Annotated in this window: 20 protein-coding genes; 10 read left to right on the forward strand and 10 right to left on the reverse strand. The window is 72.1% G+C overall.

Annotation, left to right across the window (positions count from 1 at the left end; genetic code table 11):
- The coding region (locus tag ABZ624_RS27335) for an SUKH-4 family immunity protein (protein ID WP_360094245.1) at positions 1-1,274 on the forward strand (1,274 nt) is incomplete at its 5' end.
- Positions 1,275-1,538: 264 nt separating this feature from the next.
- The gene (locus ABZ624_RS27340; protein ID WP_360094248.1) at positions 1,539-2,426 is read left to right on the forward strand and encodes a cellulose-binding protein; all 888 of its coding nucleotides are present in this window, start codon (positions 1,539-1,541) and stop codon (positions 2,424-2,426) included.
- Between the two features lie 68 nt (positions 2,427-2,494).
- Here the strand turns inward: ABZ624_RS27340 and ABZ624_RS27345 are convergent, their stop codons facing one another.
- From ABZ624_RS27345 to ABZ624_RS27380, 8 genes are all read right to left on the reverse strand, one after another.
- On the reverse strand, positions 2,495-4,141 hold the full coding sequence (locus ABZ624_RS27345) for a cation acetate symporter (RefSeq protein WP_360094251.1): 1,647 nt from the start codon (positions 4,139-4,141) through the stop codon (positions 2,495-2,497).
- Complete coding sequence (locus tag ABZ624_RS27350; protein WP_360094254.1) at positions 4,138-4,548, reverse strand: DUF485 domain-containing protein; 411 nt, start codon at positions 4,546-4,548, stop codon at positions 4,138-4,140. Before ABZ624_RS27350 ends, ABZ624_RS27345 begins: the two co-directional genes overlap by 4 nt.
- A 331-nt stretch (positions 4,549-4,879) precedes the next feature.
- Complete coding sequence (locus ABZ624_RS27355; RefSeq protein ID WP_360094257.1) at positions 4,880-6,292, reverse strand: MFS transporter; 1,413 nt, start codon at positions 6,290-6,292, stop codon at positions 4,880-4,882.
- Between the two features lie 29 nt (positions 6,293-6,321).
- Entirely contained in the window at positions 6,322-7,617 is a 1,296-nt protein-coding gene (locus tag ABZ624_RS27360; protein WP_360094260.1) for an aminotransferase class III-fold pyridoxal phosphate-dependent enzyme, read from the reverse strand.
- A gap of 42 nt (positions 7,618-7,659) precedes the next feature.
- A complete protein-coding gene (locus ABZ624_RS27365) occupies positions 7,660-8,580 on the reverse strand; it encodes a hypothetical protein (RefSeq protein WP_360094263.1) in 921 nt (306 codons plus the stop codon).
- A complete protein-coding gene (locus ABZ624_RS27370) occupies positions 8,561-8,908 on the reverse strand; it encodes a darcynin family protein (protein WP_360094266.1) in 348 nt (115 codons plus the stop codon). The genes ABZ624_RS27365 and ABZ624_RS27370 overlap by 20 nt, the downstream gene beginning before the upstream one ends.
- A 43-nt stretch (positions 8,909-8,951) precedes the next feature.
- Positions 8,952-9,185: a helix-turn-helix transcriptional regulator gene (locus ABZ624_RS27375; protein ID WP_351247724.1), complete on the reverse strand. Its 234-nt coding sequence runs from the start codon at positions 9,183-9,185 to the stop codon at positions 8,952-8,954.
- A 55-nt stretch (positions 9,186-9,240) separates the two neighbouring features.
- Positions 9,241-9,411 carry a hypothetical protein gene (locus tag ABZ624_RS27380; protein ID WP_360094269.1) on the reverse strand — a complete coding sequence of 57 codons (171 nt, stop codon included), beginning with the start codon at positions 9,409-9,411 and terminating at the stop codon, positions 9,241-9,243.
- Between the two features lie 207 nt (positions 9,412-9,618).
- Here ABZ624_RS27380 and ABZ624_RS27385 point away from each other — a divergent pair, with 207 nt between their 5' ends.
- The 4 genes from ABZ624_RS27385 (at position 9,619) to ABZ624_RS27400 (ending at position 14,218) form a co-directional block, all read left to right on the forward strand.
- Entirely contained in the window at positions 9,619-10,614 is a 996-nt protein-coding gene (locus ABZ624_RS27385; protein ID WP_360094272.1) for a helix-turn-helix transcriptional regulator, read from the forward strand.
- Between the two features lie 227 nt (positions 10,615-10,841).
- Complete coding sequence (locus tag ABZ624_RS27390; protein ID WP_360094275.1) at positions 10,842-11,516, forward strand: thermostable hemolysin; 675 nt, start codon at positions 10,842-10,844, stop codon at positions 11,514-11,516.
- Entirely contained in the window at positions 11,503-13,176 is a 1,674-nt protein-coding gene (locus ABZ624_RS27395; protein WP_360094278.1) for an AMP-binding protein, read from the forward strand. Before ABZ624_RS27390 ends, ABZ624_RS27395 begins: the two co-directional genes overlap by 14 nt.
- Before the next feature lie 70 nt (positions 13,177-13,246).
- Positions 13,247-14,218: a TauD/TfdA family dioxygenase gene (locus ABZ624_RS27400; RefSeq protein WP_360094281.1), complete on the forward strand. Its 972-nt coding sequence runs from the start codon at positions 13,247-13,249 to the stop codon at positions 14,216-14,218.
- A gap of 262 nt (positions 14,219-14,480) precedes the next feature.
- Here ABZ624_RS27400 and ABZ624_RS27405 read toward each other — a convergent pair whose 3' ends face one another.
- Positions 14,481-15,977 (reverse strand): MFS transporter, encoded by a 1,497-nt coding sequence (locus ABZ624_RS27405; RefSeq protein ID WP_360094284.1) that lies wholly within the window; start codon positions 15,975-15,977, stop codon positions 14,481-14,483.
- Positions 15,978-16,391: 414 nt separating this feature from the next.
- Between ABZ624_RS27405 and ABZ624_RS27410 the strand changes: the two genes are divergently transcribed.
- The 4 genes from ABZ624_RS27410 (at position 16,392) to ABZ624_RS27425 (ending at position 23,964) form a co-directional block, all read left to right on the forward strand.
- The gene (locus ABZ624_RS27410) at positions 16,392-17,180 is read left to right on the forward strand and encodes an ABC transporter ATP-binding protein (RefSeq protein ID WP_360094287.1); all 789 of its coding nucleotides are present in this window, start codon (positions 16,392-16,394) and stop codon (positions 17,178-17,180) included.
- Positions 17,177-19,759 carry an FtsX-like permease family protein gene (locus tag ABZ624_RS27415; RefSeq protein WP_360094290.1) on the forward strand — a complete coding sequence of 861 codons (2,583 nt, stop codon included), beginning with the start codon at positions 17,177-17,179 and terminating at the stop codon, positions 19,757-19,759. Before ABZ624_RS27410 ends, ABZ624_RS27415 begins: the two co-directional genes overlap by 4 nt.
- Positions 19,760-20,030: 271 nt before the next feature.
- On the forward strand, positions 20,031-23,588 hold the full coding sequence (mfd, locus tag ABZ624_RS27420; RefSeq protein ID WP_360094294.1) for a transcription-repair coupling factor: 3,558 nt from the start codon (positions 20,031-20,033) through the stop codon (positions 23,586-23,588).
- A gap of 16 nt (positions 23,589-23,604) precedes the next feature.
- Positions 23,605-23,964, forward strand: a complete 360-nt coding sequence (locus ABZ624_RS27425; RefSeq protein WP_360094297.1) for a MerR family transcriptional regulator — start codon at positions 23,605-23,607, stop codon at positions 23,962-23,964.
- Positions 23,965-23,977: 13 nt separating this feature from the next.
- Here ABZ624_RS27425 and ABZ624_RS27430 read toward each other — a convergent pair whose 3' ends face one another.
- The gene (locus ABZ624_RS27430) at positions 23,978-24,739 is read right to left on the reverse strand and encodes an SDR family oxidoreductase (protein WP_360094300.1); all 762 of its coding nucleotides are present in this window, start codon (positions 24,737-24,739) and stop codon (positions 23,978-23,980) included.
- Between the last annotated feature and the right edge of the window lie 121 nt (positions 24,740-24,860).

Genomic DNA, 24,860 nt, shown 5'->3' on the forward strand with positions numbered 1-24,860 from the left:
ACCTCCTCGCAGAGTACGGCGACAGCGCGGAGAGCCCGATCCCCATCGCGATCGACCCTGGCGCTCCGGGGGGCGGGCGCGGGGCCGTGCACCACGCGGAGACGGTGCTGGCGGCGCCGCCCGTGGCAGGTCCGGGCGCGCCTCCGCCGCCGCCCGCCCCCGGCGCGCCGGCCGCTCCTGGCATGCCTCCGGGCGCTCCGGGTGTGCCGCAGCCGATGCCGCCGGGTGCGATGCCGCCGCCGGGTGCGCCGGTTCCGGGGCAGCCACCGGCGTACGGTTATCCGCAGCCGCCCACCGGCCAGCCGACGGTCGGACCCGGCTATCAGGCGGTGCTGCGCTACCGCGCGCAGGACGGTTCGGAGCAGCAGCTGATCCGGCGTTCGGCGCCGGGCACCCCGCACCCGGAGTGGCAGATCTTCCACGAGCTGCGGGCGATGAACGTGCCGCCGGACCAGGTGCTGGAGCTGCACACGGAGCTGGAGTCGTGCGAGCTGCCGGGCGCCTACTGTGCGCGGATGATCCGGGAGCAGTGGCCGCAGGCACGGATCGCGAGCATCGCGCCGTACGGCACGGATCACGCGAGCAGGCAGCAGGGCATGCGGCAGTTGCTGGCGCACCAGGGTGAGCTGCATCAGGTGGCGGACGGTCCGGCGCGGCCGGCGCCGGTGCGGGCTCCGCTGGCGCCGGTGCAGGCCGCGCCGCCGATCCCGCCGGAGGGTGTCGGGCAGGAGCTGGCGGCGGTGTTCGGGCCGGGGGTCTTCCGGTTCGAGCAGCAGGCGGTGTCCCGGCAGGGGGTGCCGCCGGTCGTGGCGCACACGCTGGTGGTGGCCGGTCTGCCGATGGACATGGGCCCGTTCTTCTGGGCGCAGGCCCAGCCGGGCCGCCCGGTGCCCACGCTGGCGGAGCTGGCGGCCGAGCGCGGGGTGCAGCCGGCGGCGGACGCGGGCTCGTACCTCGTCATGGGCACCGATTTCGGCAAGGCGATCTGTGTGCAGTACGGGACGGCGAACATCGTGGCCGTGCCGGTCGAGGCGGGGCCGGGCGGGGCTCCGGTGCCGCCGCAGTTCGTGAACACCGGGCTGCCGGAGTTCGCACGCTGCCTGGCCCTGCTGGGCAGGATGTGGCGGCTGAGGTACGGGCTGAACCAGGAGCAGGCGGGCCGCTGGACCGTCGACTTCCAGGCGCAGCTGGCCGCATTGGACCCGGCGGCGCTCGGTTCGCCGGAGAGCTGGTGGTCGGTGCTGCTGGAACAGATGTGGGACGGGCTGCTGTAGGGACGCCCGCTCAGGCGATCGTGCCCTTCACGCGTGCGTGAAGGGCACGCTTGCGTTCCCGGTCGTGTGTCGGCCGAACGGGTGGGCGCTGTCGTGCTCTCGCGCGGTGCAGGGAGGCGGATTCCCTGCACCCCGGGCGTGACATGCGCGGGGACGAGCGTGACGTGACCGCGGAGTGTCGCGTTATGAACGCTTACGTCCGATCCATCAAGATATGCGCGAAATCATTCTGTCGTGTATGTCCGGTGGAGAGGGGTTCCCAGGGTGAGCAGTGCATCGAAGTCGCCGCACGGCTTTGTGACCGTCCGGGGGCGCGGCTACCGCACCGACCAGGTCGACGCCTACCTGGAGACGTTGTCGTACGACCGCGATGCCGCGTGGGAACGTGCCGCGCGGCTGACCGTGCTCGCCAAGGACATGGAGGCGGAGGCTGCGCGGATGGGCGAGGTCGTCGCCCAGCTCCCGCCGCAGACGTACGAGTCGCTCGGGGGGCGTGCACGGCGCTTGTTCCAGCTCGTGCAGGAGGAAGCGGCAGATCTCCGTGAGCGCACGCGGCGGGAAGCGCACCGGCAGGTCGTGCAGGCCGAAGCGCGCGCCGAGGGCGCACGCCGGAAGGCGCAGGAAGCGGCGGACGCGCTCCGCGCGCAAGCGGACGAACACGCCCGCCGGCGGCTCCTCGCCGCGCGCGCCGAGGCCGATGGCATCCGCGTCAGGACGCGGCGCGAGGTGAGGAAGGGGCGCGCGGAGATGCTCGCCGCGTTGCGCGAGGTGCGGCAGCGCACGACCGGCTTGACCGCCCAGCTGTCCCGGGAGCAGGCCGAGCGGTGGGCCGAGGCCGAGCGCGAGGAGGCCGAGCGGATCGCCGCCCTGGATGCCCGGTATGCCGAGCGGGTGAGCCGGGCCGAGGCCGCGCTGGCCGACGCCGAGCGGGTCCTCGGCGAGGCCGAGGAGTTCGCGCACCGCAGCCAGCAGGAGGCGTGCGCGCGTGCCGCCGACATCATCGCCGACGCGCGCCTGCACGAGGAACGCATCGCCCGGGAGACGGAACGGGTGCTGCGTGAGCACGGTGATGCCTGGGACGACGTGCACGCCCACATGGACGAGGCCCGCAGCAACCTGATCTCCCTGACGGGAAGAACGGCGCTGGAATGACCACCCCGGCCCCCGCCCCGGCCCCGCCCTGGCCGGCGTCGCGGCCGCCGCCGTGGCGACCCCGCCCGTCACCCTTCCTCCCGCACCGCCCCCGCCAGGATCCGGCCCTCCACCGCCTCGTACTGGTGGCGTTGCTGTTCCGCCTCGGCGCGGCCGGAGAGCACCGTGCCCAGCCAGCCGAAGAAGAAGCCGGCCGGGATGGAGACGATGCCGGTGGTGGTGAAGGGGAACCAGTTGAAGTCGGCGTGCGGGAAGGCCGAGACGGGTGAGCCGGAGACCAGATCGGTGCCCGGCATCAGCAGCAGCACGGTCAGCGAGCCCCCGATCAGTGTGCTCAGCAGCCCGCTGCGGGTGTAGCGGCGCCAGAAGAGCCCGTAGACCAGGGCGGGTGCGATGGCCGAGGCGCCCAGGCAGAAGGAGAGTGTCACGAGGGGCTGCAGGCTGTGGTGCTGCACCAGGGTGGCCAGCAGGATGGTCGGCGCGCCTATGGCGAGCGCGGAGAAGCGGGCCAGCGCCATCTCGCGCCGGGGCGGCATCTCCTGCACGCGGGCCGCGAACACGTCGTGGGCGAGGGAGTTGGCGCAGGCGAGGATCATCCCGGCCACCGATGCGAGCAGGGTCAGGAAGATCGCCGTCGTCACCATGGTGAACAGGAAGGTCTCCGCCGTCGACACGTTCGCGCCGAACGCCGCCCGGGAGCCCAGCAGGTAGGCCGTGTTGCCCTGCGGGTCGGCCCCCGCGATCACGGCACGGCCGACCAGTGCGGTGGCGCCGAATCCCACCACCGTGATGACCAGGACGAACAGGGCGACGATCGACACCGCCCAGGACATCGAGCGGCGTACCTGGCGGGCGCTGGAGGCGGTGTACATGCGCATGGTGATGTGCGGCAGGACAGCGCCGCCCAGCACCACGGTCAGCTCCGAGGCGATCATGTCGAGGCGGGACCTGCCGGAGGTGCCGAACTGCAGCCCCGAGTGCAGGAAGGCCGGTCCGGCGCCGCTCTGCCGTGCGGCCGCGGTGAACAGCGCGCCCGGGTCCCAGCCGAAGCGGTGCAGGATCAGTACGGCGACCACGGCGCCGGAACCGACCAGCATCACGATCTTCAGGATCTGGATGAGCGCGGTGCCCTTCATGCCGCCGATGGCCGCGTAGGCGATCATCAGGGCGCCGAGTCCCACGACGCATCCGGTCTTCAGCGACTCGTTGGAGAAGCCCAGGATGAACGCGATCAGCTGCCCGGTTCCGGCGAGCTGGACCAGCATCAGCGGCAGCAGGGCGGCGATGGTCACCGCGCAGGCCGTGATGCGTACCGCGCGGCCCGGCAGCCGGCGGGCCAGCGCGTCGCCCATGGTGAACCGGCCGGCGTTGCGCAGCGGTTCGGCCAGCAGGAACATCAGCAGCATCAGCGACAGCGCCGTACTGAGGGCGAGGACGACGCCGTCGTAGCCGCACAGGGCGATCACTCCGCCGGTGCCGAGGACGGTGGCCGCGGAGATGTAGTCGCCGGCGATGGCGAGGCCGTTGCGCAGCGGGGACAGGGAGCCGTAGCCGGTGTAGAACTCGTCGAGGTCGTCCCGGTCGGGGCCGGTCATCACGCACAGCAGCAGGGTCACCGTGGCGACGGTGGAGAAGGCGACCAGGGACATGGCCTGGCCCGAGCCGCTGAAACCGGTGAAGCCTCCGACGGCCGGGGTGCCTGTGGCGGCGGTCATCGGGTCGCTCCTCGGCGTGCGTCCAGTTCGGTCTCCCTGCGGATGCGGTCGGCGAGCGGATCGACGTGCCGGCGGGCGGTGTGCTCGTACAGGGCGATCGCCAGCCAGGTGACGGGGAGCTGGATCAGGGCGAGCAGCAGTCCGGCGGGGATGCCGTCGGCGACCGTGCGCGTCATGAAGCCGGGTGCGCCCGCGGACAGGGCCAGGAACAGTGTGAAGTAGCCCAGGGCGGTGAGCGTGGCGGTGCGCCGCTGCCAGCGGTAGGCGCTGCGCAGCACCCGCAGGTCGCTGTGGTGGCCGAGGGGTTCGCGGGGCGGAGTGCGGGGCGGGCGGGCTGGTTCGGCGGGTGGGGGCTGCCAGGGGTAGGTGAGGTACGTCGGCTGGTGCGGCGGCGGGTCGTGGGACATCCCGGGGCTCCTTGCGTGGCTCGGGTCCGTGGCGGCGGACCGCAGGGAGGTGGGGGGAGCGGAGCCACGCACGCTACCCGCGGGGTTCGGGGTCGCGTGGGCTTTTCGTCGAACTGGCCGGTCGGTATGCGCTTACTACGGGAAAACGTGTCCGGCCTCGCGTGATACCCGCGTTGACCGGGCGAGTCGGGTGGGCGGGTGCGGCGCCGGTGAAGAGGGACAGCACCTGGGTCAGCGGGCTGTCGGTCGGCATGTCCGTCTCCTTGAGGCAGTGGTCGCCGGCCCGGCGGGAGGGTGGCCGCCCGCCGGGCCGGACAGTGGTCGACCGGTGTCAGTGGCGGCGGGGCAGACGCAGGGCCCCGGCGAGGGTGAGCAGTCCGATCATGGCGAGGGCCGCGAAGGCGGTGGTGTACGAGCCCGTCGAGGCGCCGTGGGAGCCGTGGCCGGCGGCGCTGAGCTGGATGGAGGCGAGCAGGTTGACGCCGACGGCGGCACCGATGTTCCGGCACAGGGTGACGGCGGCGGTGTAGGCGCCGAGCCACTGGGCGGGGGCGGTGTTCTGGGTGTGGACCAGGCTGGTGGTGGCGACGAACCCGGTGCCGAGACCGGCCAGGGACTCGCCGGCGACGGCCAGCGGCAGCGAGTGGGCGGCACCCGCGGCGAGCAGCGCCGGGCCGGCCGCCAGCAGCAGACCGCCGATGGCGGCGGTGGCGCGCGGGCCGAGGCGCTGCAGCAGGCCGCCGCACACGGCCGAGCCGGCCACCCAGCCGAGCGCGCCGGTGATGACGAACAGTCCGCTCTCGGTCGCGCCGGCCGCGCCGCCCGCGGTGAGGGCCAGCGGCAGCAGGGTCACCGAGGCGTACAGCACAGCGGCGGCACCGACCGCGAGCAGCCCGGAGATGCGCTGGTCGCCCTGGGTGGCGAAGGCGGACGGGACGAGGGCCGCGGCGGGGCGGCGCCGGACCAGGACGATGTGTGCGGCCAGGCCGAGGAAGGTCACCAGGGCGAGTGCGACGACGTACGGGGTGCGCACGTGCAGGGCGGGTGCCTGGATCAGCAGGAGCAGACCCCCGAGGCCGGCGGCGAACGACAGCAGCGCGCCGGGGCTGATCACGCGGGGGGCGGTCGCCGGGGCGGCGGGCACCTTGCGGACCAGGACGGCGGCGACGGCGGCCAGCGGCAGGTTGAGCAGGAAGATCCAGCGCCAGCCGACGGTGGCCTGGGCGGCCGTGCCCAGGGCGGGTCCGGCGACGGCGGCCAGGCCCCACACGGAGGACAGCATGCCCTGCATACGGCCGCGCTCACCTGCGTCGAAGGCCTGGCCGATCAGCACGTACGTCAGCGCGGCGACGGCACCGGCGCCGATGCCCTGGGCCGCGCGGGCGACGATCAGCAGGGGCATGGTGTGGGCGGCGGCGACGCCCGCGGAGGCGGCGGCGAACACGGTGAGGGCGGCCAGCATCGCGCGGCGTCCGCCCCAGCGGTCGGCCGCCGCTCCGGCGACCGGTGTGACGAGCACACTGGCCAGCAGGAACGCGGAGATCAGCCAGGAGTACAGATCCTGGCGGCCGAGCTGGCCGGCGATGGTGGGCAGCAGCGAGCCGACGACGGTGGAGTCGGCCGCGGCGAGGAACAGGGAGAGCAGGACACCCGCGAGCAGGGCGGTGCGGCCGGCGGGGGCCGCGGGCGGCTCGGGGGCGGGCGGGGCCGTGGTGGCCGGCCGGGGGGCGGTCGTGTGTGACATGTCGGTCCTTGGGAATCGTGGCGAGGGGTTCACCAGTCGGTGGGTGTCCGGAAGGGGCCGAGGCCGCGCAGGAGGTGGCCGACTCCGCCGGTACGGGCGCGGGGTCGGCCGTCCAGCCAGGTGAGGGTGGTTTCCAGGGCGGCCAGCACGTGGTCGATCTGCTGTTCGGTGACGGTCGGTGGAGGGCAGAACGGCAGGACGGGGTGGTCGGTACGGCCTCCGGGGTGGCGCCGGGAGTGGCCGGTGCGCAGGCCGTGGCCGGCGAGCATCATCGAGATCTGGAACTCGGCGGAGGAGTCGCGGGTGCGCAGGCCGGTCATCAGGCCGGTGCCGACGGCGCCCAGCAGATGAGCGGGGTGACGCCGGCAGGCCTCCTCCAGGCCGGCCAGCAGCCGGGGGCCGAGCCGGGCGGCGTGGGCCGGCAGGTCGAGGTCGACGGCTTCCCGGACCGCGGCGCAGGCGGCGGCCAGCGACAGCGCGGAGGGGCCGCCGTGGGCGAGCGGGGGGTCCTCGACGGCCTCGGCGAGGGCCGTGCCGAGCGCGCAGACGCCGACTCGGGGAAAGCCCGCCCCCGCTTTGGACAGGAGCATGACATCGGGGACCACGGCGTCGTGGTCCACGGCGAACATCCTGCCCGTGCGGCCCAGACAGGTCTGGAACTCGTCCGCGACGAGCAGCGTGCCCGTGCGGGCGCAGGCCTCGGCGACCCGGCCGACATAGCCGCGCGGCGGCACGGTCAGCCGGGGGCCGTCCAGCACCGGCTCCAGGAACACCGCCGCGACCGACCGGTCCGCCAGCGCCTCACCCATCGCCTCCGCGTCCCCGTACGGCACGACGACCAGCCCGTCGACGCGGCCGAGGGTCACCCCGTGGTGCCCGCCCGCGGCCACGGCCACCTGCCGCCGGGCGGGCCGCGCGCGCCGCGCGGCCCGCAGGGCGACGTCACAGACCTCGGCCGCGGAACTCCCGAGGACGTAGTGGTCGAGCCCGTCGGGGAGCACGGAGCGCAGGAGAGAGAACAGGTCGGCGGCAGTGCGGGAGGCAGCGCCCTGGTGCACGCTGCCCCGCCGGTCGTGAACCGCCCGGACCACGCCGTCCGGCGCGCCGTTGCGCCGGAGGCGGGATGCCCGGGCCACGCCCCCGCGCCCGCCGTCGCGACCGTCTCCCGTCCCGCCGAAGGCGCCCCCGGACGACGCCCGCCCCGCACCAGGGGCGCGCGCTTCCCTGGGCGCGCTGCCGTTCGGGCTCGGACGGCCCGGGCCGGTCAGGAAGGGCTCGGCGTCGTCGGTCAGGTCCAGGTAGCGGGGCGGGGCGGTGGCGGTCACGGGGGGTCGGCCTTCGTCGGAGGGGGCGGGCGGGATGCGGCGTCAGGCGTGGACGTGGTCGCTGCCCGAGAACTCCACCAGCAGCGCACGCGTTGCGGCGTCGATGTGCTCGTCCACCGGGACCGGCGGCCAGGACTCGGCCAGGGCCGCGCGGAAGGCGCCGGTGAGCTGCAGCTGGATCTGCCAGGCCCGGTTGCCGGGCTGGTGGTCCAGGCCGAACAGCTCGCGCACCAGGTTCTGGAAGCGGTCGGCCAGTTCGCGGTCGAGCTCCTCGGTGCCCCGGAACAGCTCGTAGGCGCGAGCCCGCTCGGCCTCGGTGAGGGAGGGGATCACATGCTCCAGGACGACGTGGTCGACCTGCACGTGCCGGGCCTCGTCCATGCCGTGCGCCCACAGCAGCCGGGTCAGGAAGTGCTTCTGTCCGGGGTCGAGGTGCGCGGTGCGCTTCTCGAACACGGTGATGACCGACTCGCCGATGTACGCCGACATGCACATCGCGGCGAGCTTCACGTACGGCGAGTCGTCGCCCTGGTACAGCGCGAGCCGCTCCATGAAGAGGGAGTCGGCCAGCTTCACGTCCTTGCCCGCCAGTTCACGTACGTAGCGGTAGAAGAAGTCGGCATGCAGATACTCCTCGGCCGCGAACAGGTTGAGGGCGTGGTGCAGGTCGTAGCCGGCGCTCAGCGGCGAGTCGTCGGCGCCGAGCTGGGCGGTGATGATGCCGAACACGGCGGACACGTGCCGCTCGATCTCGGCGAGCTGGGCCAGCTCCTTGACCAGGTAGGCGCTGGCCTCGACCCCCTTGCCGGGGCGGTCGTAGACGACCCGGGAGAGGAAGTCCAGCTCCGCCTCGTCGGGACGGCCCGGCCAGCCCAGCAGGTTGGGGTGCAGGGTCTGCTCGTGGGCGTCGGCGTAGATGTCCCGCAGCCTGCCCCGGGCGTCGTCAGCGGTCGTCGTCAGCATGGAGAACCTCCTGGGCGAAGTGCCGGTAGCCGTCGGCGAGACCGACGTGGATGACATCGATGCGGGCCAGCCCCTGGGCGAAGAGCGGGGTGTCGCGCAGTTCCTCGACGAAGAAGTAGTAGGCGGTCAGGTCCTCGGTCTCGATGAACGCGAAGTCCGTCGGCGCCGCCGAGAACGCCTCGGCGTCGTACTGCTGGATGCTCAGCCGGCCGGCGTATTTGGCGTAGAGGGGCGCGAGGTGCTCCTGCTGGAACTGCTCGCGCTCGTCCCAGCTCTTGGCGAGCCAGGCGGGACTGAACGTGTAGCCGATGAAGATGCCGTACTTCACAGCCTTTTCCTAGGTGTTCGTGGGTGGGCGCGGACCGTGCTCGTCACAGCCGCAGTTCGAAGGCGAGCCGTACCAGCTGGGCGCGATTGTCGAGGCCGTATTTGGCCCTGATCCGCCGCAGGTACGTGTGGACGGTGTACGGGCTGATGCCCATGCGCTTCGCGGTCTGGGAGTCGGTGTAACCGCGGGCTATGTAGCCCAGCGCCTCCTGCTCCCGGGGCGCCAGCTCCGGCGCCTGCAACTCCACGCGACGCGCCGGCGGGGCGGTGGTGGGCATGCGTGTCCTCCGTGCGGAATTGAATATTCCGTTACAACGGCCGTTATGCCGGCCGTTATGCGGTGGGCTTCACGACGCCCCATTCGGTGGTGCCGTGCGAGACGGCCGCGGAAACCGCCGTCGCGGCGCCGGAGTTACCGGCGTGTGCGGCGACCTGGCCGAGCGTGCCGAACCAGCCGGAAGTCAGGGTCGCGATGACGACGAGAGCGGTGCTGGCGAACTTCATTTCATCCCCCATTGATTGAAGCGCGGCAAGAAGCCGACTATCGCGTTGCAGTGGTTTTCGGGGCCGCCCGCTGCGGGCGCTTTCCCTGGCCACGATCTTGCCTGGATTTGATTCGGCCGAGCCAGCCCGACAAGGGATCATGAGCCTGCACGCATCAACAGGAAGCGTGAACAAAGTGGGGTGGATGTGGACATTATGGATGGCTGGGTGGGGCTTCCCCGGCTGGACGGCGACGCCACCGCCGTCTACGAGTGCGCGTTGCGCCAGGACAGCCTGGACATCGACCAGGTCGTCGCCGTACTCGGGCTGACCCGGGAGCAGGTGGAGGCCGCCGCGGAGAAGCTGAAGGTGCTCCATCTGCTGCGCCCCAAGCCGGGCGACCCCTCGGCGCTGGTGGCGGTCAGCCCCGACGCGGCGGCCGGCGAGCTGCTCGCACCGGTCGAACTCGCCCAACGTCGCAGGCAGCAGGCGATCGACGGGATCCGCGTCGACCTCGCCGCGCTCACCTCGCTCTACCAGGCCGCCCGCCGCGAGCGCGGTCGCGACGCCGCGGTCAGCGTCGTGCCCGAGGTCGGCGAGGTGCTCTCGCTGCTGCGCAACGCCACCGCCCGGTGCACGGAGATCTCCGCCATCCAGCCGGCCCGGCGGCGCACCGGCACCCTGCTCAGCGACGTCCTGCCGCGCGACCTCGCCATGCTGGAACGCGGTGTCACCATGCGCTCACTCGTCCAGCACACCGCACGCTACGACCTGGAATACCAGAGCTATGTCGAACAGGTCGCGGGATACCGCGCCGAAATGCGGACGCTGGAGGAACTTCCCGACCGGATGATCATCTTCGACCGGGAGACGGTCTTTCTGCCCACCCCGGGAAACCGGGGCGGCGCGGCCGTCGTCCACGAACCCAGTGCGGTCCAGTACCTGTGCGGTGTTTTCGACCATCTCTGGGACGTGGCCATTCCCTTCGAAGGCGGCGCCGCCGTCACCACGACCATCAGCGACCTCGTGAAGAAACGCATCGTACGACTCCTCGCCGAAGGCGCGAAGGACGAGGTCATCGCCCGCCGGCTGGCGATGTCCGTGCGCACCGTGCGCAAGCACATCTCCGAGATCACCCAGACCCTCGGCGCCGAAAGCAGGTTCCAGGCCGGGGTTCTGGCCGCACGGGCCGGACTGACCGAATACGAGTTGACCACCGGCTGAACCTGCGTCGAACGACGCGTCCATTCGTCCGCCCCGCCGCCGTTCTCCTCAGTGGCGGGGCGCGCGCGGCACGCGCGAATAGCAGCCGTCCCGGCCGCGGTCAAGACACTGTTTCTGGCGACTTTTTCCTGGCTTTCCGGATCCCGAAGATGGATCTCGTCGAGGTCCCTCGGCGGACACCGCAGCGAACGGTATCCCCAGGGCACCGGAAATGTGAGGAGACAATCGTGCGCATTACTGTCGCCAATCGTCTGACGCCCAGCTGGAGCAGCGCCAGCGACTTCGCCAGGGAACGGTATTCGAAGGCATTCGGTGCCGATGTCATACCCGCCCCGGACTATTTCATCGTCGCCTCCGGCACACAGCAGGAGGAGTACGACGGCACGGACCCGGCCGACCGTATTCTCGCCTGCGTCGGCATGACGTTCGACTCGGAGCGGGGCTTCTTCTCCGAGCGCTATCTCGGCGGCGAACCCGTCGAGGAGGCCGTCGCCCGGGTCACCGGCGCCACCTGCACCCGCGACTCCATCGTGGAGATCGGCTCCCTCGCCGGCGGCGGCGACCGCTCCGGCCTGGAACTGATCCGGCTGACCCCGATCATCGCCTGGTGCCAGGGCCTGCGCTACATCCTGTGCACGGCCACCGGCCAGCTCGCCCGCACTCTGGACCGGCTCGGCATCCCCTTCAAGCCGATCGTCTCCGCCGACGCCTCCACCCTGGACGACTTCGAGCGGGAGCGCTGGGGGACGTACTACCAGCAGACCCCGCGCACCGGCGTCATCCCGCTGCACGCCATCGGCGCCCTGCTGTCCTCCACCACCGGCCGCTACCGCTTCAGCGGCCTGGACATCGAACTCACCGCCGGCCGCCAGGAGAAGGTGCTCGCCGATGCTGCTGCCTGACGCCCACGAGAGGTACGGCGCCCTGCTGGAGGAGCGCACCGCCGCCGCCCTGGCCGACCCCGCCGCACAGGACCTGCCCCTGGTGGAGGTGCTCGGTGACAACGGGCGGACCGAGGCCCGCTACACCTACCGCCAGACGGGCTCCGCCATAGCCGCGCTGCGCTCCCTGCTGGACCGCTGCCCGGCCCGCGGCGAACGCCTCAAGGTGGGCGTGGCCATGGGCAACACCCCCGAGTTCCTCGTCGCCGACCTGGCGCTGCTGCAGCACGGGGCCACCGAGGTGCCCGTACCGCTGGCCTTCTCGTCCGAGCAGGCCGCCGGGCTGCTGGAGGACATCGACGTCGTCCTGACCGACCAGGCCGGCTGGGAGCGGCTCGCCCAGTGGTCCGCCGAGACGCCCGTCATCCCTGCCGACTGCGGTCATCTCCTGGTCGACATCGAGGAGTTGCTGGACGCCCCGGCACCGGCGCACTTCCTGCCCACAGCACCCGCGTCCGCCGTGCCCGCGCACGCCGCGCCCCCGGCCGCCCGGCCGGACTGGATCTGCAAGGTCATCCACACCTCCGGCACCACCTCCCGTCCCAAGGGCGTGCGGATCCGCTCGGCCGGTGTGAACGCCCTGGTGGACTCGCTGCACCAGGAGATGCCCGCCGGCTCCTACACCCGCTATCTCTCCCTGGTCCCCTTCAGTCTGCTGATCGAGCAGGTCACCGCCGTCTACCTGGTCCTCGCCGACCGCGGCACGGTCGTTCTGCTGCCCCCGTCGGCACCCCTGGTCGGCACCTCCGCGACCGCACCTCAGCGCGTCCTGCCCTACCTGGCGGCCGCCGCGCCCAGCGCCCTGGTGGTCACCCCCGCCCTGGCCGAGGTGCTCGCCGCGGAGGCCGAACGGCTCGCCGTGGACCAGGGGGCCGGCCAACGGGCCGCCGCCGAGGCCCTGTTCGGCCGCTCGCCCGCCCCGCTGATCTGCTGCGGCGGCGCCCCGGTCACCCCGCAGGTGCTGCACCGCCTGGAGGCGCACGGCATGCCCGTGCACGAGGGCTACGGGCTCAGCGAGAACAGCTCGGTGGTCTGCTGGAACACCCCCACCGCCCGCCGTATCGGCACCGTAGGCCGCCCGCTGCCGCACGTGACCGTACGTCTGGCCCACGACGGAGAGCTACTGGTGCGCAGCGCCTCCCTGTTCGCCGGCTACAGCCGCACCGACCCCTCCAGCTGCGCGCTGGACGAGGACGGCTGGCTGCACACCGGGGACCTCGCGACCGTCGACGACGACGGGTTCGTCCGCATCGTCGGCCGCAAGAAGAACGTCATCATCACCGCCTCCGGCCGCAATGTCGCGCCGGAGTGGGTGGAGGCGTCGTACACCACGCTGCCCTTCGTCCGGGCGGTCGCCGTCAGCGGCGACGGCCTGACCGCCCTGCAGGGCCTGTTCCTGGTGGAACCGGGCACCGACCCGGCCGAGGCCGAACGGGAGATCGCCGCGCACGGCGAACGTCATCTCTCGATCGTCGAACGGGTCCAGGAGCCACGGGTGTTCGTCGCCGACGAGGACCTGTACCTGCGGTTCTTCACCGTCACGGGCCGCCCGCGCCGCCCGGTCATCGCCGCCTTCCTCGCGGAGCCGGCCGTGCCCGACCGGGTGCCGGTGGCCGTGTGAACCGCACCGACCGATTCACCACCTTCGCGAAGCGCCGACTTCGCCTGTGCACAAAGGAGACACCCACACCATGATCGCCGGCGTCGACCTCATACGCTACGGAAACGGCCTCGGCAGGATCGCCATGGCCCGCCCCGGCGGGAACCTCGCCGACCTGCAGCCCAAGCAGGTGATGAACGTCCTCGCGGAGACCGGCTTCCTGCTCTTCCGCGGCTTCGACCCGAGCCTGGAGGAGTTCTCCGACTTCGTCCGCGCCCACTCCGACAAGGTCACCCTCGACCCGGCCCGCACCTTCTTCGGCGGCAACGTCGCCCAGAAGGTCGACGCCGGCACCGAGGCGCTCGGTCTGCACATCGAGAACGGCAACAGCCCGTTCGTGCCGACGCTCACCTGGTTCCTGTGCGAGAAGGCCGCCAAGTCCGGCTCGCAGACCACCGTGTGCGACGGGTACGCGGCCTGGGAGCGGTTCAGCCCGCAGGCCAAGCGTGCCTTCAAGGAGCAGGACATCGTCTACACCCGCCGGGTGAGCGAGGCGATGTGGAAGGCGTTCACCCAGTTCCAGCTGGAGGAGGTCAAGGACGTCGAGGACATCACCGTCCACGACGTGCAGGGCCTGGCCACAGGCCCCGGTCACACCACCTTCCACGTCGACGAGGACGGCTACCTCACCTACGCCTACCGCACCCCGGCCGTGCACTCCACGCTGTTCGGCCGCCGCCAGTCCTTCGCCAACAGCATGCTCGGCCCGTCGTACAACTACGAGCCGCCGAAGATCACCTTCGCGGACGGCAGTGAGCTGCCCGAGTGGCTGTGGGACGAGGTGCGCGACGTCACCGAGTCGGTGACCGAGGAGATCAACTGGGTCGACGGCGACGTCGTCCTGGTCGACAACACCCGGGCCATGCACGGACGCAGGGCGGTGCTGGACACCGACCGCAGCATCTACAACTCCCAGAGCTACGCCGCCGCGCACCTGCTGAACGCCCTCGGCAACCAGTTCGGCACGTGCACCACGGAGGTCCTGTCGGCCGTGCCCGCCTAGTGCCCCGACAGGCAGCGTTCGCCCCGCCGCGCACACGTTGCCTGCCGGGCACCAGCAGGCCGCCCGGCACGCGCCACCCGCCCGTGCCGGGCTCGCACCACCCGCCCGTGCCGGGCCCGTACCAGGGCCGGGCGCGGGCCGCGAGAAGGGAGGGCCGGCTGGACTGACTCCGGTATCCCTCGACACCGCCCCGGGAACGGGACCGACATCCCCCACGGTCCCGCCCGGGGCGCGTCGCCGTACCGGCAGCGGCGCCGTACGGCTACTCCTGCCGCACCGGAAACCGCCGCGGCGCCACCACCAGCAGCACCACGAAGGCCAGCGCCGCCGCACAGGCCGCCCCGACGTACACGGCGTGCACCGCCGCGGCGATCGCCCGCCGTGTCGCCTCCGGAGCCCTGCCGGCGTCCAGTGCGCGGGTGACGGACTCCAGGTCGCCCGCTCCGCCCAGCCGCGCGGCCAGCACCCCGTTGGCGACGGCACCGAAGACGGAGGCGCCCACGGTCTGCCCGGTCTGCCGGCAGAACAGCACCGACGCGGTCGTCGTGCCCCGCTCCGACCAGCCCACCGTCGACTGCACCCCGATGATCAGCGGCAGCTGGAAGAGCCCCAGCGCGCCGCCGAGCAGCAGCATCAGCAGCATCGGCTGCCACCAGGAACCGGGATACGGCAGGAACGGGAACGCGAGCAGGATCAGCGCGCCCAGCCCGATGCCGAGCAGCGCGGTGTCGCGGAAGCCGATGCGCCGGTACACGTGCTGGCTGAGCGCCGCCGATGCCGACCAGGTCAACGTCCACACGCACAGCACCAGACCGGCGGCCGCCGGACCGAGCCCGAGCACCGACTGGGCGTACGTCGGCAGGAACACGCTCGGCGCCACCATCAGCAGTCCCAGCGCACCGAGCGCCAGATTGACGGCCGCGATCGTACGGCGGCGCCACACCCACCCGGGGATGATCGGGTCGGTCGCCCGCCGCTCCACCCACACCACGACCCCGGCCAGGGCGAGCCCGGCGCCGAACAGCGCGAGCGAGGGCGCCGACAGCCACGCCCAGGCCACCCCGCCCTGCACCAGCGCGGCCAGCAGCACCCCGCCGCACGCGAACACCGCCAGCGCGCCCGCCCAGTCCACGCGCGCGTGGACGGATTTCTCGCGTTCCGGCTCGTGCAGATGACGGACGATCAGCCACAGTGCGGCGGCGCCGATCGGCAGGTTGACGAGGAAGATCCAGCGCCAGTCGGCGTACGCGGCCAGCATGCCGCCGAGGCCCGGCCCGGCCACCGCCGACACCGCCCACACGGTGGACAGCCTGGCCTGGATCTTCGGGCGCTCCGCCAGCGGGTACAGGTCGGCGGCCAGCGTCTGCACCGTCCCCTGCAACGCCCCGCCGCCCAGCCCCTGCACCACCCGGAACGCGATCAGCGCCGCCATGTTCCAGGCCCCCGCGCACAGCAGCGAGCCCAGCAGGAACACTGCCGCGCCCGCCACCAGCACCGGCTTGCGGCCGAAGGTGTCGGAGAGCTTGCCGTAGACGGGGAGCGTGACGGTCACAGCGAGCAGATAGCCGGAGAACAGCCAGGAGAACACGGAGAACCCGCCGAGGTCGCCGACGATCTGCGGTACGGCCGTGGAGACGATGGTGGCGTCCAGCGCCGCCAGCGCCATCGCCAGCATCAGCGCGGCGACCACCGCGCCCCGCCGCCCGGTGTCCTGCCGCCTGACCGCTCCGCCGCTTATCGCGGGTGTCGTACTCCCCACCGGACGTCCCCTCTCCGTGCCCCTTGCACCCATCTCCGGTAGGCCAGCTTCCCATTGACCCTCACGCGACGGGAGGGTGGAGGCTTGCGGAGCCGAAGGGTGGAGACGACCCCGAGAACGACTCCGCCCGGGGGTGGAGTGCCCCTAGGGGTATCTCCGTACTACGGCTCGGGGAGGGTTCGTCCCGACGGAGGACGAGACGGGCCGGGCCCGGTCCTTAACCTGGCTTTACGCCGCTGGGGGGCGGCTGACCGCACCGGCGGGGTGGGGCTTTCCCCCGGGAAACAGGGGGCTTCGCACCAGCGCGCGACGGCCCTGCCGGCCGCGAGACTCGACGGCGTACCCAGAACGACGCCCCACCGGGGCACCACCGACGCACCGCACCGACTTGCCAACCGACATAGGAGACATACCGTGACATCGGCTGTGACCATTCCCAGGCACGGGGGCACTGGAGGGCGTACGGCCGTTGCCGCGCGGGCACGGCAGGTCGTGAAGGCGTACGGGTCCGGCGAGACCCGTGTCGTCGCCCTCGATCACGTCGACGTGGACATCATGCGCGGCCAGTTCACCGCGATCATGGGCCCCTCGGGGTCCGGCAAGTCCACGCTGATGCACTGCCTCGCCGGGCTCGACACCGTGACCGGCGGTCAGATCTTCCTGGACGAGACCGAGATCACCGGCCTGAAGGACAAGAAGCTCACCCAGCTGCGCCGGGACCGGATCGGGTTCATCTTCCAGGCGTTCAACCTGCTGCCGACGCTGAACGCGCTCGAGAACATCACGCTGCCCATGGACATCGCCGGGCGCAAGCCGGACCGGGCGTGGCTGGACCGGGTGGTGGAGACCGTCGGGCTCGCCGGCCGCCTCCGGCACCGGCCGGCCCAGCTCTCCGGCGGCCAGCAGCAGCGTGTCGCCGTGGCCCGTGCGCTCGCCGCCCGGCCGGAGATCATCTTCGGGGACGAGCCGACCGGGAACCTCGACTCGCGCGCGGGTGCGGAGGTGCTCGGCTTCCTGCGCCGCTCGGTGGACGAACTCGGCCAGACCATCGTCATGGTCACCCACGACCCGGTGGCCGCCTCCTACGCGGACCGTGTGCTCTACCTCGCCGACGGCCGGATCGTCGACGAGATGCACCAGCCGACGGCCGATCAGGTCCTCGACCGCATGAAGGACTTCGACGCCCGGGGGCGTACGTCATGACCGTCCTGAAGACCTCGATGCGCAACTTCTTCGCGCACAAGGGCCGTATGGCGCTCTCGGCGGTCGCGGTCCTGCTGTCGGTGGCGTTCGTGTGCGGCACGCTGGTGTTCACCGACACGATGAACACCACCTTCGACAAGCTGTTCCAGGCCACGGCCTCGGACGTGACGGTCAGTGCGAAGGGCTCCTCCGACGCCGGTGACACGACCTCCCGCACCGGCAGGCCGCCGGTCATGCCGGCCTCCGTGCTCGGCGAGGTCCGCGGGGCGCAGGGCGTGAAGTCGGCCGAGGGGACGGTGTTCTCCACCTCGGTGACCGTCATCGACGCCGAGAAGGACAAGCTGTCGCCCAGCAGCGGCGCGCCCACCATCGTCGGCAGCTGGAACGGCAAGGACGCCCGCACCATGAAGGTCACCAGCGGCACGGCGCCCAAGGGACCGGACCAGGTCATGGTCGACGAGGACACCGCCGGCAAGCACCATCTGAAACTCGGTGACGAGATCGGTGTGATCTCGGTCGTGGGCACCCACCACGCGCGCGTGTCCGGCATCGCCGCCTTCAAGGTCACCAACCCGGGCGCGGCGATCTTCTACCTGGACACGAGGACCGCCCAGCAGACCCTGGTCGGGAGGACCGGCGTCTACACCGACGTCAACGTCACCGCCGCCCAGGGCGTGACCGACGCGCAGCTGAAGAAGAACGTGACCGCGGTCCTCGGCCACGGCTACAAGGTGCAGACCGCCAAGGAGGTCGCCGACGCCAACCAGAAGAGCGTGAAGAGCTTCCTGAACGTCATGAAGTACGCGATGCTCGGCTTCGCCGGGATCGCCCTTCTGGTCGGCATCTTCCTGATCATCAACACCTTCTCCATGCTGGTCGCCCAGCGCACCCGCGAGATCGGCCTGATGCGCGCCATCGGCTCCTCCCGCAAGCAGGTCAACCGGTCGGTGCTGATCGAGGCGCTGCTGCTCGGCGTGATCGGCTCCCTGCTCGGCGTCGGCGCGGGCGTCGGCATCGCCGTCGGCCTGATGAAGCTCATGGGCAGGATGGGCATGCACCTGTCCACCGACGACCTGACCGTCGCCTGGACGACCCCGGCCGTCGGCCTGCTCCTGGGCGTCGTGGTCACCGTCCTGGCCGCCTACCTGCCCGCCCGGCGCGCCGGCAAGGTCTCCCCGATGGCCGCGCTGCGCGACGCGGGCGCCCCGGGCGACGCCAGGGCCGGCACGGTCCGCGCCGTGATCGGCCTGCTCCTCACCGCCGCCGGCGGCTGGAGCCTGTACGTCGCCGCCACCGCCGACAAGGCCAAGGCCGGTTCGGGCTGGCTGGGGCTGGGCGTGGTGGCCACGCTGATCGGCTTCGTCGTCATCGGCCCGCTGCTCGCCGGCGGACTGGTCCGGGTCCTCGGCGCGGTCATGCTGCGGATCTTCGGCCCGGTCGGCCGGATGGCCGAGCGCAACGCGCTGCGCAACCCGCGCCGCACCGGCGCCACCGGCGCGGCCCTGATGATCGGCCTGGCCCTGGTGGCCTCCCTGTCGGTGGTCGGCTCCTCCATGGTCGCCTCGGCCACCGACCAGCTCGACAAGACCGTCGGTACGGACTTCATCATCCGCAGCGACACCCCGGGCGGGCTCATCACCCCGCAGGCGGTCAAGGCCGTCAAACAGACGGCGGGCCTCAAGCGGGTCACCGAGTACAAGTGGACCGACGCGGACCTCACCCTGCCGGACGGCACCACCCTCAAGAAGACCACGATCATGGCCGCCGACCCGACCTACGCGAGCGACGTGCGGACCAGGACCGTCGCCGGCGAGCTGAAGGACGCCTACCGGCCCGACTCGATGTCGGTACCCGACACGTTCGCCAAGGAGCACGGCATCCGGCTCGGCTCCGGGATCGCCGTCGCCTTCGCGGACGGCTCCACGGGCCACCTGACCGTACGGGCGATCACCAGCAGCGACGGCCTGATCGACGCGGGCGCGAAGTACATGTCCCTGCGGACGCTGGCCACGTACGTCCCCGCCGGCAAGATGCCGCAGGACGAACTTCTCTTCGCCATGGCCGAGGACGGGCGGCAGGCAGCCGCCTACAAGGCGCTGAAGTCGGCCCTGCACGACTACCCCGACCTGGCCGTGCGCGACCAGACCGACTACAAGAAGGAGCTGAAGGACCAGATCGGCCAGCTGCTGAACATGATCTACGGCCTGCTGGCACTCGCGATCATCGTCGCGGTCCTGGGCGTGGTGAACACCCTGGCGCTGTCGGTGGTCGAGCGGACCCGGGAGATCGGCCTGATGCGGGCCATCGGCCTCTCCCGCCGCCAGCTGCGCCGCATGATCCGCCTGGAGTCCGTGGTGATCGCCGTCTTCGGCGCCCTGCTCGGCCTCGGCCTGGGCATGGGCTGGGGCGCGACCGCCCAGAAGCTCCTCGCCATGGAGGGCCTGAGCATCCTGGACATCCCCTGGCCGACGATCATCACCGTCTTCGTCGCCTCGGCCTTCGTGGGCCTGTTCGCCGCGCTGATCCCGGCGTTCCGCGCGGGCCGGATGAACGTCCTGAACGCCATCGCGACGGACTAGACAGGTCCAGCCGCGCAGGCGGACCGATGACCACCGCATACGGGGGTTGCGGGGGAAGACCCGGTGCCGGGAAGTCCTGGAGACTTCCCGGCACCGGGTTGCTCCACCGGGTTGCTCACCGGGCTGTTCCACCGGGCTGTTCCGGAGGTGCGCTTCCGGGAGGGTTGTCCACAGCCCCCGACGGCAACGCCGCCGGCGTCGTAGGCTGGACAACCCCGGCTGCCACCCGCGCCGGGCTACTTGCGTTGCCCACCCCGGACGGAAAGCCCCCATGAGCCTGCACGGTCTGCTCGACGCCGTAGTCAAGGACCCCGCCCTCGCGGAAGCGATCACGGCGGCTGCGGACGGCAACCGCATGCACATCGACCTCGTCGGCCCCCCGGCGGCCCGCCCCTTCGCCCTCGCCGCCCTCGCCCGCGAGGCCGGCCGCCCCGTGCTCGCGGTCACGGCGACGGGCCGCGAGGCCGAGGACCTGACGGCAGCCCTGCGCTCCCTCCTCCCCCCGGAGGGCGTCGTGGAGTACCCCTCCTGGGAGACCCTCCCGCACGAGCGGCTCAGCCCGCGCAGCGACACCGTCGGCCGTCGTCTCGCGGTCCTGCGCCGCCTCGCCCACCCCAGCCAGGACGACCCCGAGACCGGCCCGGTCTCCGTCGTCGTGGCGCCCGTGCGATCCGTGCTGCAGCCGCAGGTCAAGGGCCTCGGCGACCTGGAGCCGGTGTCCCTGAAGCAGGGCCGGAGCGCCGACCTGAACGACGTCGTGGACGCCCTCGCGGCCGCCGCCTACGCGCGCGTGGAGCTGGTCGAGAGGCGCGGCGAGTTCGCCGTGCGCGGCGGCATCCTGGACGTCTTCCCGCCCACCGAGGAACACCCCCTGCGCGTCGAGTTCTGGGGCGACGACGTCGAGGAGATCCGCTACTTCAAGGTCGCCGACCAGCGCTCCCTCGAAGTCGCCGAACACGGCCTGTGGGCGCCGCCGTGCCGCGAACTCCTGCTCACCGACGACGTACGCGCACGCGCGCGTGCCCTCGCCGAGGACCACCCGGAGCTGGGCGAACTCCTGAACAAGATCGCCGAGGGCATCGCGGTCGAGGGCATGGAGTCCCTCGCCCCCGTCCTCGTGGACGACATGGAACTGCTGCTCGACGTCCTCCCCAAGGGCGCCATGGCCGTGGTCTGCGACCCGGAGCGGGTACGCACGCGTGCCGCCGACCTCGTGGCCACCTCCCAGGAGTTCCTGCAAGCCTCCTGGGCGGCCACCGCCGGGGGCGGCGAGGCCCCGATCGACGTCGGCGCCGCCTCCCTGTGGTCCCTCGCCGGCGTTCGCGACCGCGCGCGCGAGCTGGACATGATGTGGTGGTCCGTCTCGCCGTTCGCCGCCGACGAGGAGCTCACGGACCCCTGGGCCGCCGGCGCGGCGGGCGACACCCTCAAGCTCGGCATGCACGCACCCGAGACCTACCGCGGCGACACCGCGCGGGCCCTCGCCGACACCAAGGGCTGGCTCGCCGACGGCTGGCGCACGGTGTTCGTCACCGAGGGCCACGGGCCGGCCGCCCGCACGGTCGAGGTGCTCGGCGGCGAGGGCATCGCCGCACGGCTCGACGCCGACCTCGGCGAGCTGAGCCCCTCCCTCGTGCACGTCTCCTGCGGCTCGATCGAGTACGGCCTCGTCGACCCGGCGCTCAAGCTCGCCGTGCTCACCGAGACCGACCTGTCCGGGCAGCGCGCCACCGGCCGCGACGGCGCCCGGATGCCGGCCCGCCGCCGCAAGACCATCGACCCGCTCACCCTGGAGCCGGGCGACTACATCGTCCACGAACAGCACGGCGTGGGCCGGTACATCGAGATGGTGCAGCGCACCGTGCAGGGCGCCACGCGCGAGTACCTGGTCGTGGAATACGCGCCCGCCAAGCGCGGCCAGCCCGGCGACCGGCTGTACATCCCGACCGACCAGCTGGAGCAGATCACCAAGTACGTCGGCGGCGAGGCGCCCACCCTGCACCGGCTCGGCGGCGCCGACTGGACGAAGACCAAGGCACGCGCGAAGAAGGCCGTCAAGGAGATCGCCGCCGACCTGATCAAGCTGTACAGCGCGCGCATGGCCGCCCCCGGACACTCCTTCGGCACCGACACGCCCTGGCAGCGCGAGCTGGAGGACGCCTTCCCCTACGCCGAGACCCCCGACCAGCTCACCACCATCGCCGAGGTCAAGGAGGACATGGAGAAGTCCGTCCCCATGGACCGCCTCGTGTGCGGCGACGTCGGCTACGGCAAGACCGAGATCGCGGTGCGGGCCGCCTTCAAGGCCGTACAGGACGGCAAGCAGGTCGCCGTCCTCGTGCCCACGACGCTGCTGGTGCAGCAGCACTTCGGGACGTTCTCGGAGCGGTACGCGCAGTTCCCGGTGAGTGTGAAGGCGCTGTCCCGCTTCCAGACCGACACCGAGGCCAAGGCCGTCCTGGAAGGCCTGAAGGACGGCGCGGTGGACGTCGTCATCGGCACCCACCGCCTGTTCTCGTCCGAGACGAAGTTCAAGGACCTGGGCCTGGTCATCGTCGACGAGGAGCAGCGCTTCGGCGTCGAGCACAAGGAGCAGCTGAAGAAGCTCCGCGCCAACGTCGACGTGCTGACCATGTCCGCCACGCCCATCCCGCGCACCCTGGAGATGGCGGTCACCGGCATCCGTGAGATGTCCACGATCACCACACCCCCGGAGGAGCGCCACCCGGTGCTCACCTTCGTCGGGCCGTACGAGGAGAAGCAGATCGGCGCCGCCATCCGCCGCGAACTGCTGCGCGAGGGCCAGGTCTTCTACATCCACAACCGCGTCGAGTCCATCGACCGCGCGGCGGCGAGACTGCGCGAGATCGTCCCCGAGGCACGCATCGCGATCGCCCACGGCCAGATGTCGGAGTCGGCGCTGGAGCAGGTCGTCGTCGACTTCTGGGAGAAGAGGTTCGACGTCCTCGTCTCGACCACGATCGTCGAGTCCGGTATCGACATCTCCAACGCCAACACGCTGATCGTGGAGCGCGGCGACACCTTCGGTCTGTCCCAGCTGCACCAGCTGCGCGGCCGGGTCGGCCGGGGCCGCGAGCGCGGCTACGCCTACTTCCTGTACCCGCCGGAGAAGCCGCTCACGGAGACCGCGCACGAGCGCCTGGCGACCATCGCCCAGCACACCGAGATGGGCGCGGGCATGTACGTGGCGATGAAGGACCTGGAGATCCGCGGCGCCGGCAACCTCCTCGGCGGTGAGCAGTCCGGCCACATCGCGGGCGTCGGCTTCGACCTGTACGTCCGTATGGTCGGCGAGGCCGTCGCGGACTACCGGCGTCAGCTGGAGACCGGTGAGATCGAGGAGGAGGCGCCGCTCGAGGTAAAGATCGAGCTGCCCGTCGACGCGCACGTCCCGCACGACTACGCCCCCGGCGAGCGCCTGCGCCTGCAGGCGTACCGGGCCATCGCCTCCGCCAACTCCGAGGAGGACATCAAGGCCGTCCGCGAGGAACTCACCGACCGCTACGGCAAGCTGCCCGAACCGGTGGAGAACCTGCTGCTGGTGGCCGCGCTGCGGATGCTCGCGCGCGCGTGCGGCGTCGGCGAGATCGTCCTGCAGGGCACCAGCATCCGCTTCGCACCGGTGGAGTTGCGCGAGTCGCAGGAACTCCGGGTCAAGCGTCTGTACCCGGGCACGGTCATCAAGCCGGCCGTGCACCAGGTGCTGGTGCCGCGCCCGAAGACCGCGAAGGTCGGCGGCAAGCCGCTGGTCGGCCGCGAACTGCTGGGCTGGGTCGGCGAGTTCCTCGCCTCGGTCCTGGGATCGTAGGAGCCGTGAGGGGGGCATGAGGATCGGGGAACTGGCGGCGGCGACCGGGGTGACACCGCGCGCCCTGCGCCACTACGAGCAGCAGGGCCTGATCACCTCCGAACGCGCCGTCAACGGCTACCGGGAGTACGACGTCCGTGCCGCCGTCCGCGTCCGCAACATCCGGCACCTGCTGGAAGCGGGCCTCACCCTGGACGACGTACGGGTGTTCCTGCCCTGCCTGGACGGCGACGTCACCGCCGGCCCCGCCTCCGCCAAGGGCCTCGGGGTCGCCCGGGACCGGCTCGCGGTGCTGGACGCGCGGATCGCGGCGCAGACGGCGGTACGGGACCGGCTGGCGGCGGCGCTGCGGGAGGCGGGGGACCCGGGTCCCTGAGGTGCGGGGCCGGTCAGGCGACGACCGCCCCGCCGTCCACGGGCAGCACCACTCCCGTCACGAACGACGCCTGCGGGGAGGCGAGCCGGGTGATCGCCCAGGCGACCTCCTCCGGGCGGCCGATCCTGCCGAGCGGGGTGTGCTCCCGCTGCCACGTGCGCAGCCGCGCCACCTGCTCGGGGCTGTAGCCGGAGTGCTCACCGATGGGCGTGTCGATCGCACCGGGCGCCACGGCGACCACCCGGACCCCGTGCGGCGCGAGTTCCACGGCCCAGCTGCGGGTCAGCGTCTCCAGGGCGGTCTTGCCCGCCGCGTAGAGGGAGTTGCCGGGCCAGGCGCGCTGACCGACGGAGGTCGTCACGTTCACCACCACGCCCCGCACGGCCTCCAGCGCCGGCAGCGCGGCCTGGGTGAGCAGGACGGGAGCGAGGAGGTTGGTCTCCAGCAGGGGGCGTACCGATGTGCGTGTGCAGGTGCGCAGGGAACCGGGGGTGACGACCCCCGCGTTGTTGACGAGCACGTCGATCCGGCCGAACCGCTCCAGCGTCGTACGCACGACCGTCCCGGGGCCGTCCGCGGACACGAGGTCGGCGGACACCGGTGTGATCCGGGGGTGCCCGTCGGCGGTCCCGGCCAGCGGCGCCGCCCGGCGGCCGACCGCGACGACCCGCGCGCCCTCGGCGGCGAACGCGCGCGCGGTGGCCCGGCCGATACCGGTACCGGCACCGGTGACGACGACGATACGGGGGCTGTGGGTGCGGGTGTCTTCGCTCATGCCGGGATCCTCGGACCCTGACACCGGCGACAAGGTCAAGCGGGCTTCTCGACGTGCGGACGCGTCACAGTGTGAGCGGGCGCACATCCGCGCCCCCCGGACTCCCCCGCAAAGCCCCACC

Source organism: Streptomyces sp. NPDC007205 (assembly GCF_040634095.1).
Lineage (GTDB): Bacteria > Actinomycetota > Actinomycetes > Streptomycetales > Streptomycetaceae > Streptomyces.

What these genes read in the sequence shown, in the direction of transcription:
- ABZ624_RS27345 (WP_360094251.1), bottom strand. Translation starts at nt 4,141, where the DNA reads ATGACCGCCGCCACAGGCACCCCGGCCGTCGGAGGCTTCACCGGTTTC.
- ABZ624_RS27350 (WP_360094254.1), bottom strand. Translation starts at nt 4,548, where the DNA reads ATGTCCCACGACCCGCCGCCGCACCAGCCGACGTACCTCACCTACCCC.
- ABZ624_RS27355 (WP_360094257.1), bottom strand. Translation starts at nt 6,292, where the DNA reads ATGTCACACACGACCGCCCCCCGGCCGGCCACCACGGCCCCGCCCGCC.
- ABZ624_RS27365 (WP_360094263.1), bottom strand. Translation starts at nt 8,580, where the DNA reads ATGCTGACGACGACCGCTGACGACGCCCGGGGCAGGCTGCGGGACATC.
- ABZ624_RS27375 (WP_351247724.1), bottom strand. Translation starts at nt 9,185, where the DNA reads ATGCCCACCACCGCCCCGCCGGCGCGTCGCGTGGAGTTGCAGGCGCCG.
- ABZ624_RS27380 (WP_360094269.1), bottom strand. Translation starts at nt 9,411, where the DNA reads ATGAAGTTCGCCAGCACCGCTCTCGTCGTCATCGCGACCCTGACTTCC.
- ABZ624_RS27395 (WP_360094278.1), top strand. Translation starts at nt 11,503, where the DNA reads ATGCTGCTGCCTGACGCCCACGAGAGGTACGGCGCCCTGCTGGAGGAG.
- ABZ624_RS27400 (WP_360094281.1), top strand. Translation starts at nt 13,247, where the DNA reads ATGATCGCCGGCGTCGACCTCATACGCTACGGAAACGGCCTCGGCAGG.
- ABZ624_RS27415 (WP_360094290.1), top strand. Translation starts at nt 17,177, where the DNA reads ATGACCGTCCTGAAGACCTCGATGCGCAACTTCTTCGCGCACAAGGGC.
- mfd (WP_360094294.1), top strand. Translation starts at nt 20,031, where the DNA reads ATGAGCCTGCACGGTCTGCTCGACGCCGTAGTCAAGGACCCCGCCCTC.
- ABZ624_RS27425 (WP_360094297.1), top strand. Translation starts at nt 23,605, where the DNA reads ATGAGGATCGGGGAACTGGCGGCGGCGACCGGGGTGACACCGCGCGCC.
- ABZ624_RS27430 (WP_360094300.1), bottom strand. Translation starts at nt 24,739, where the DNA reads ATGAGCGAAGACACCCGCACCCACAGCCCCCGTATCGTCGTCGTCACC.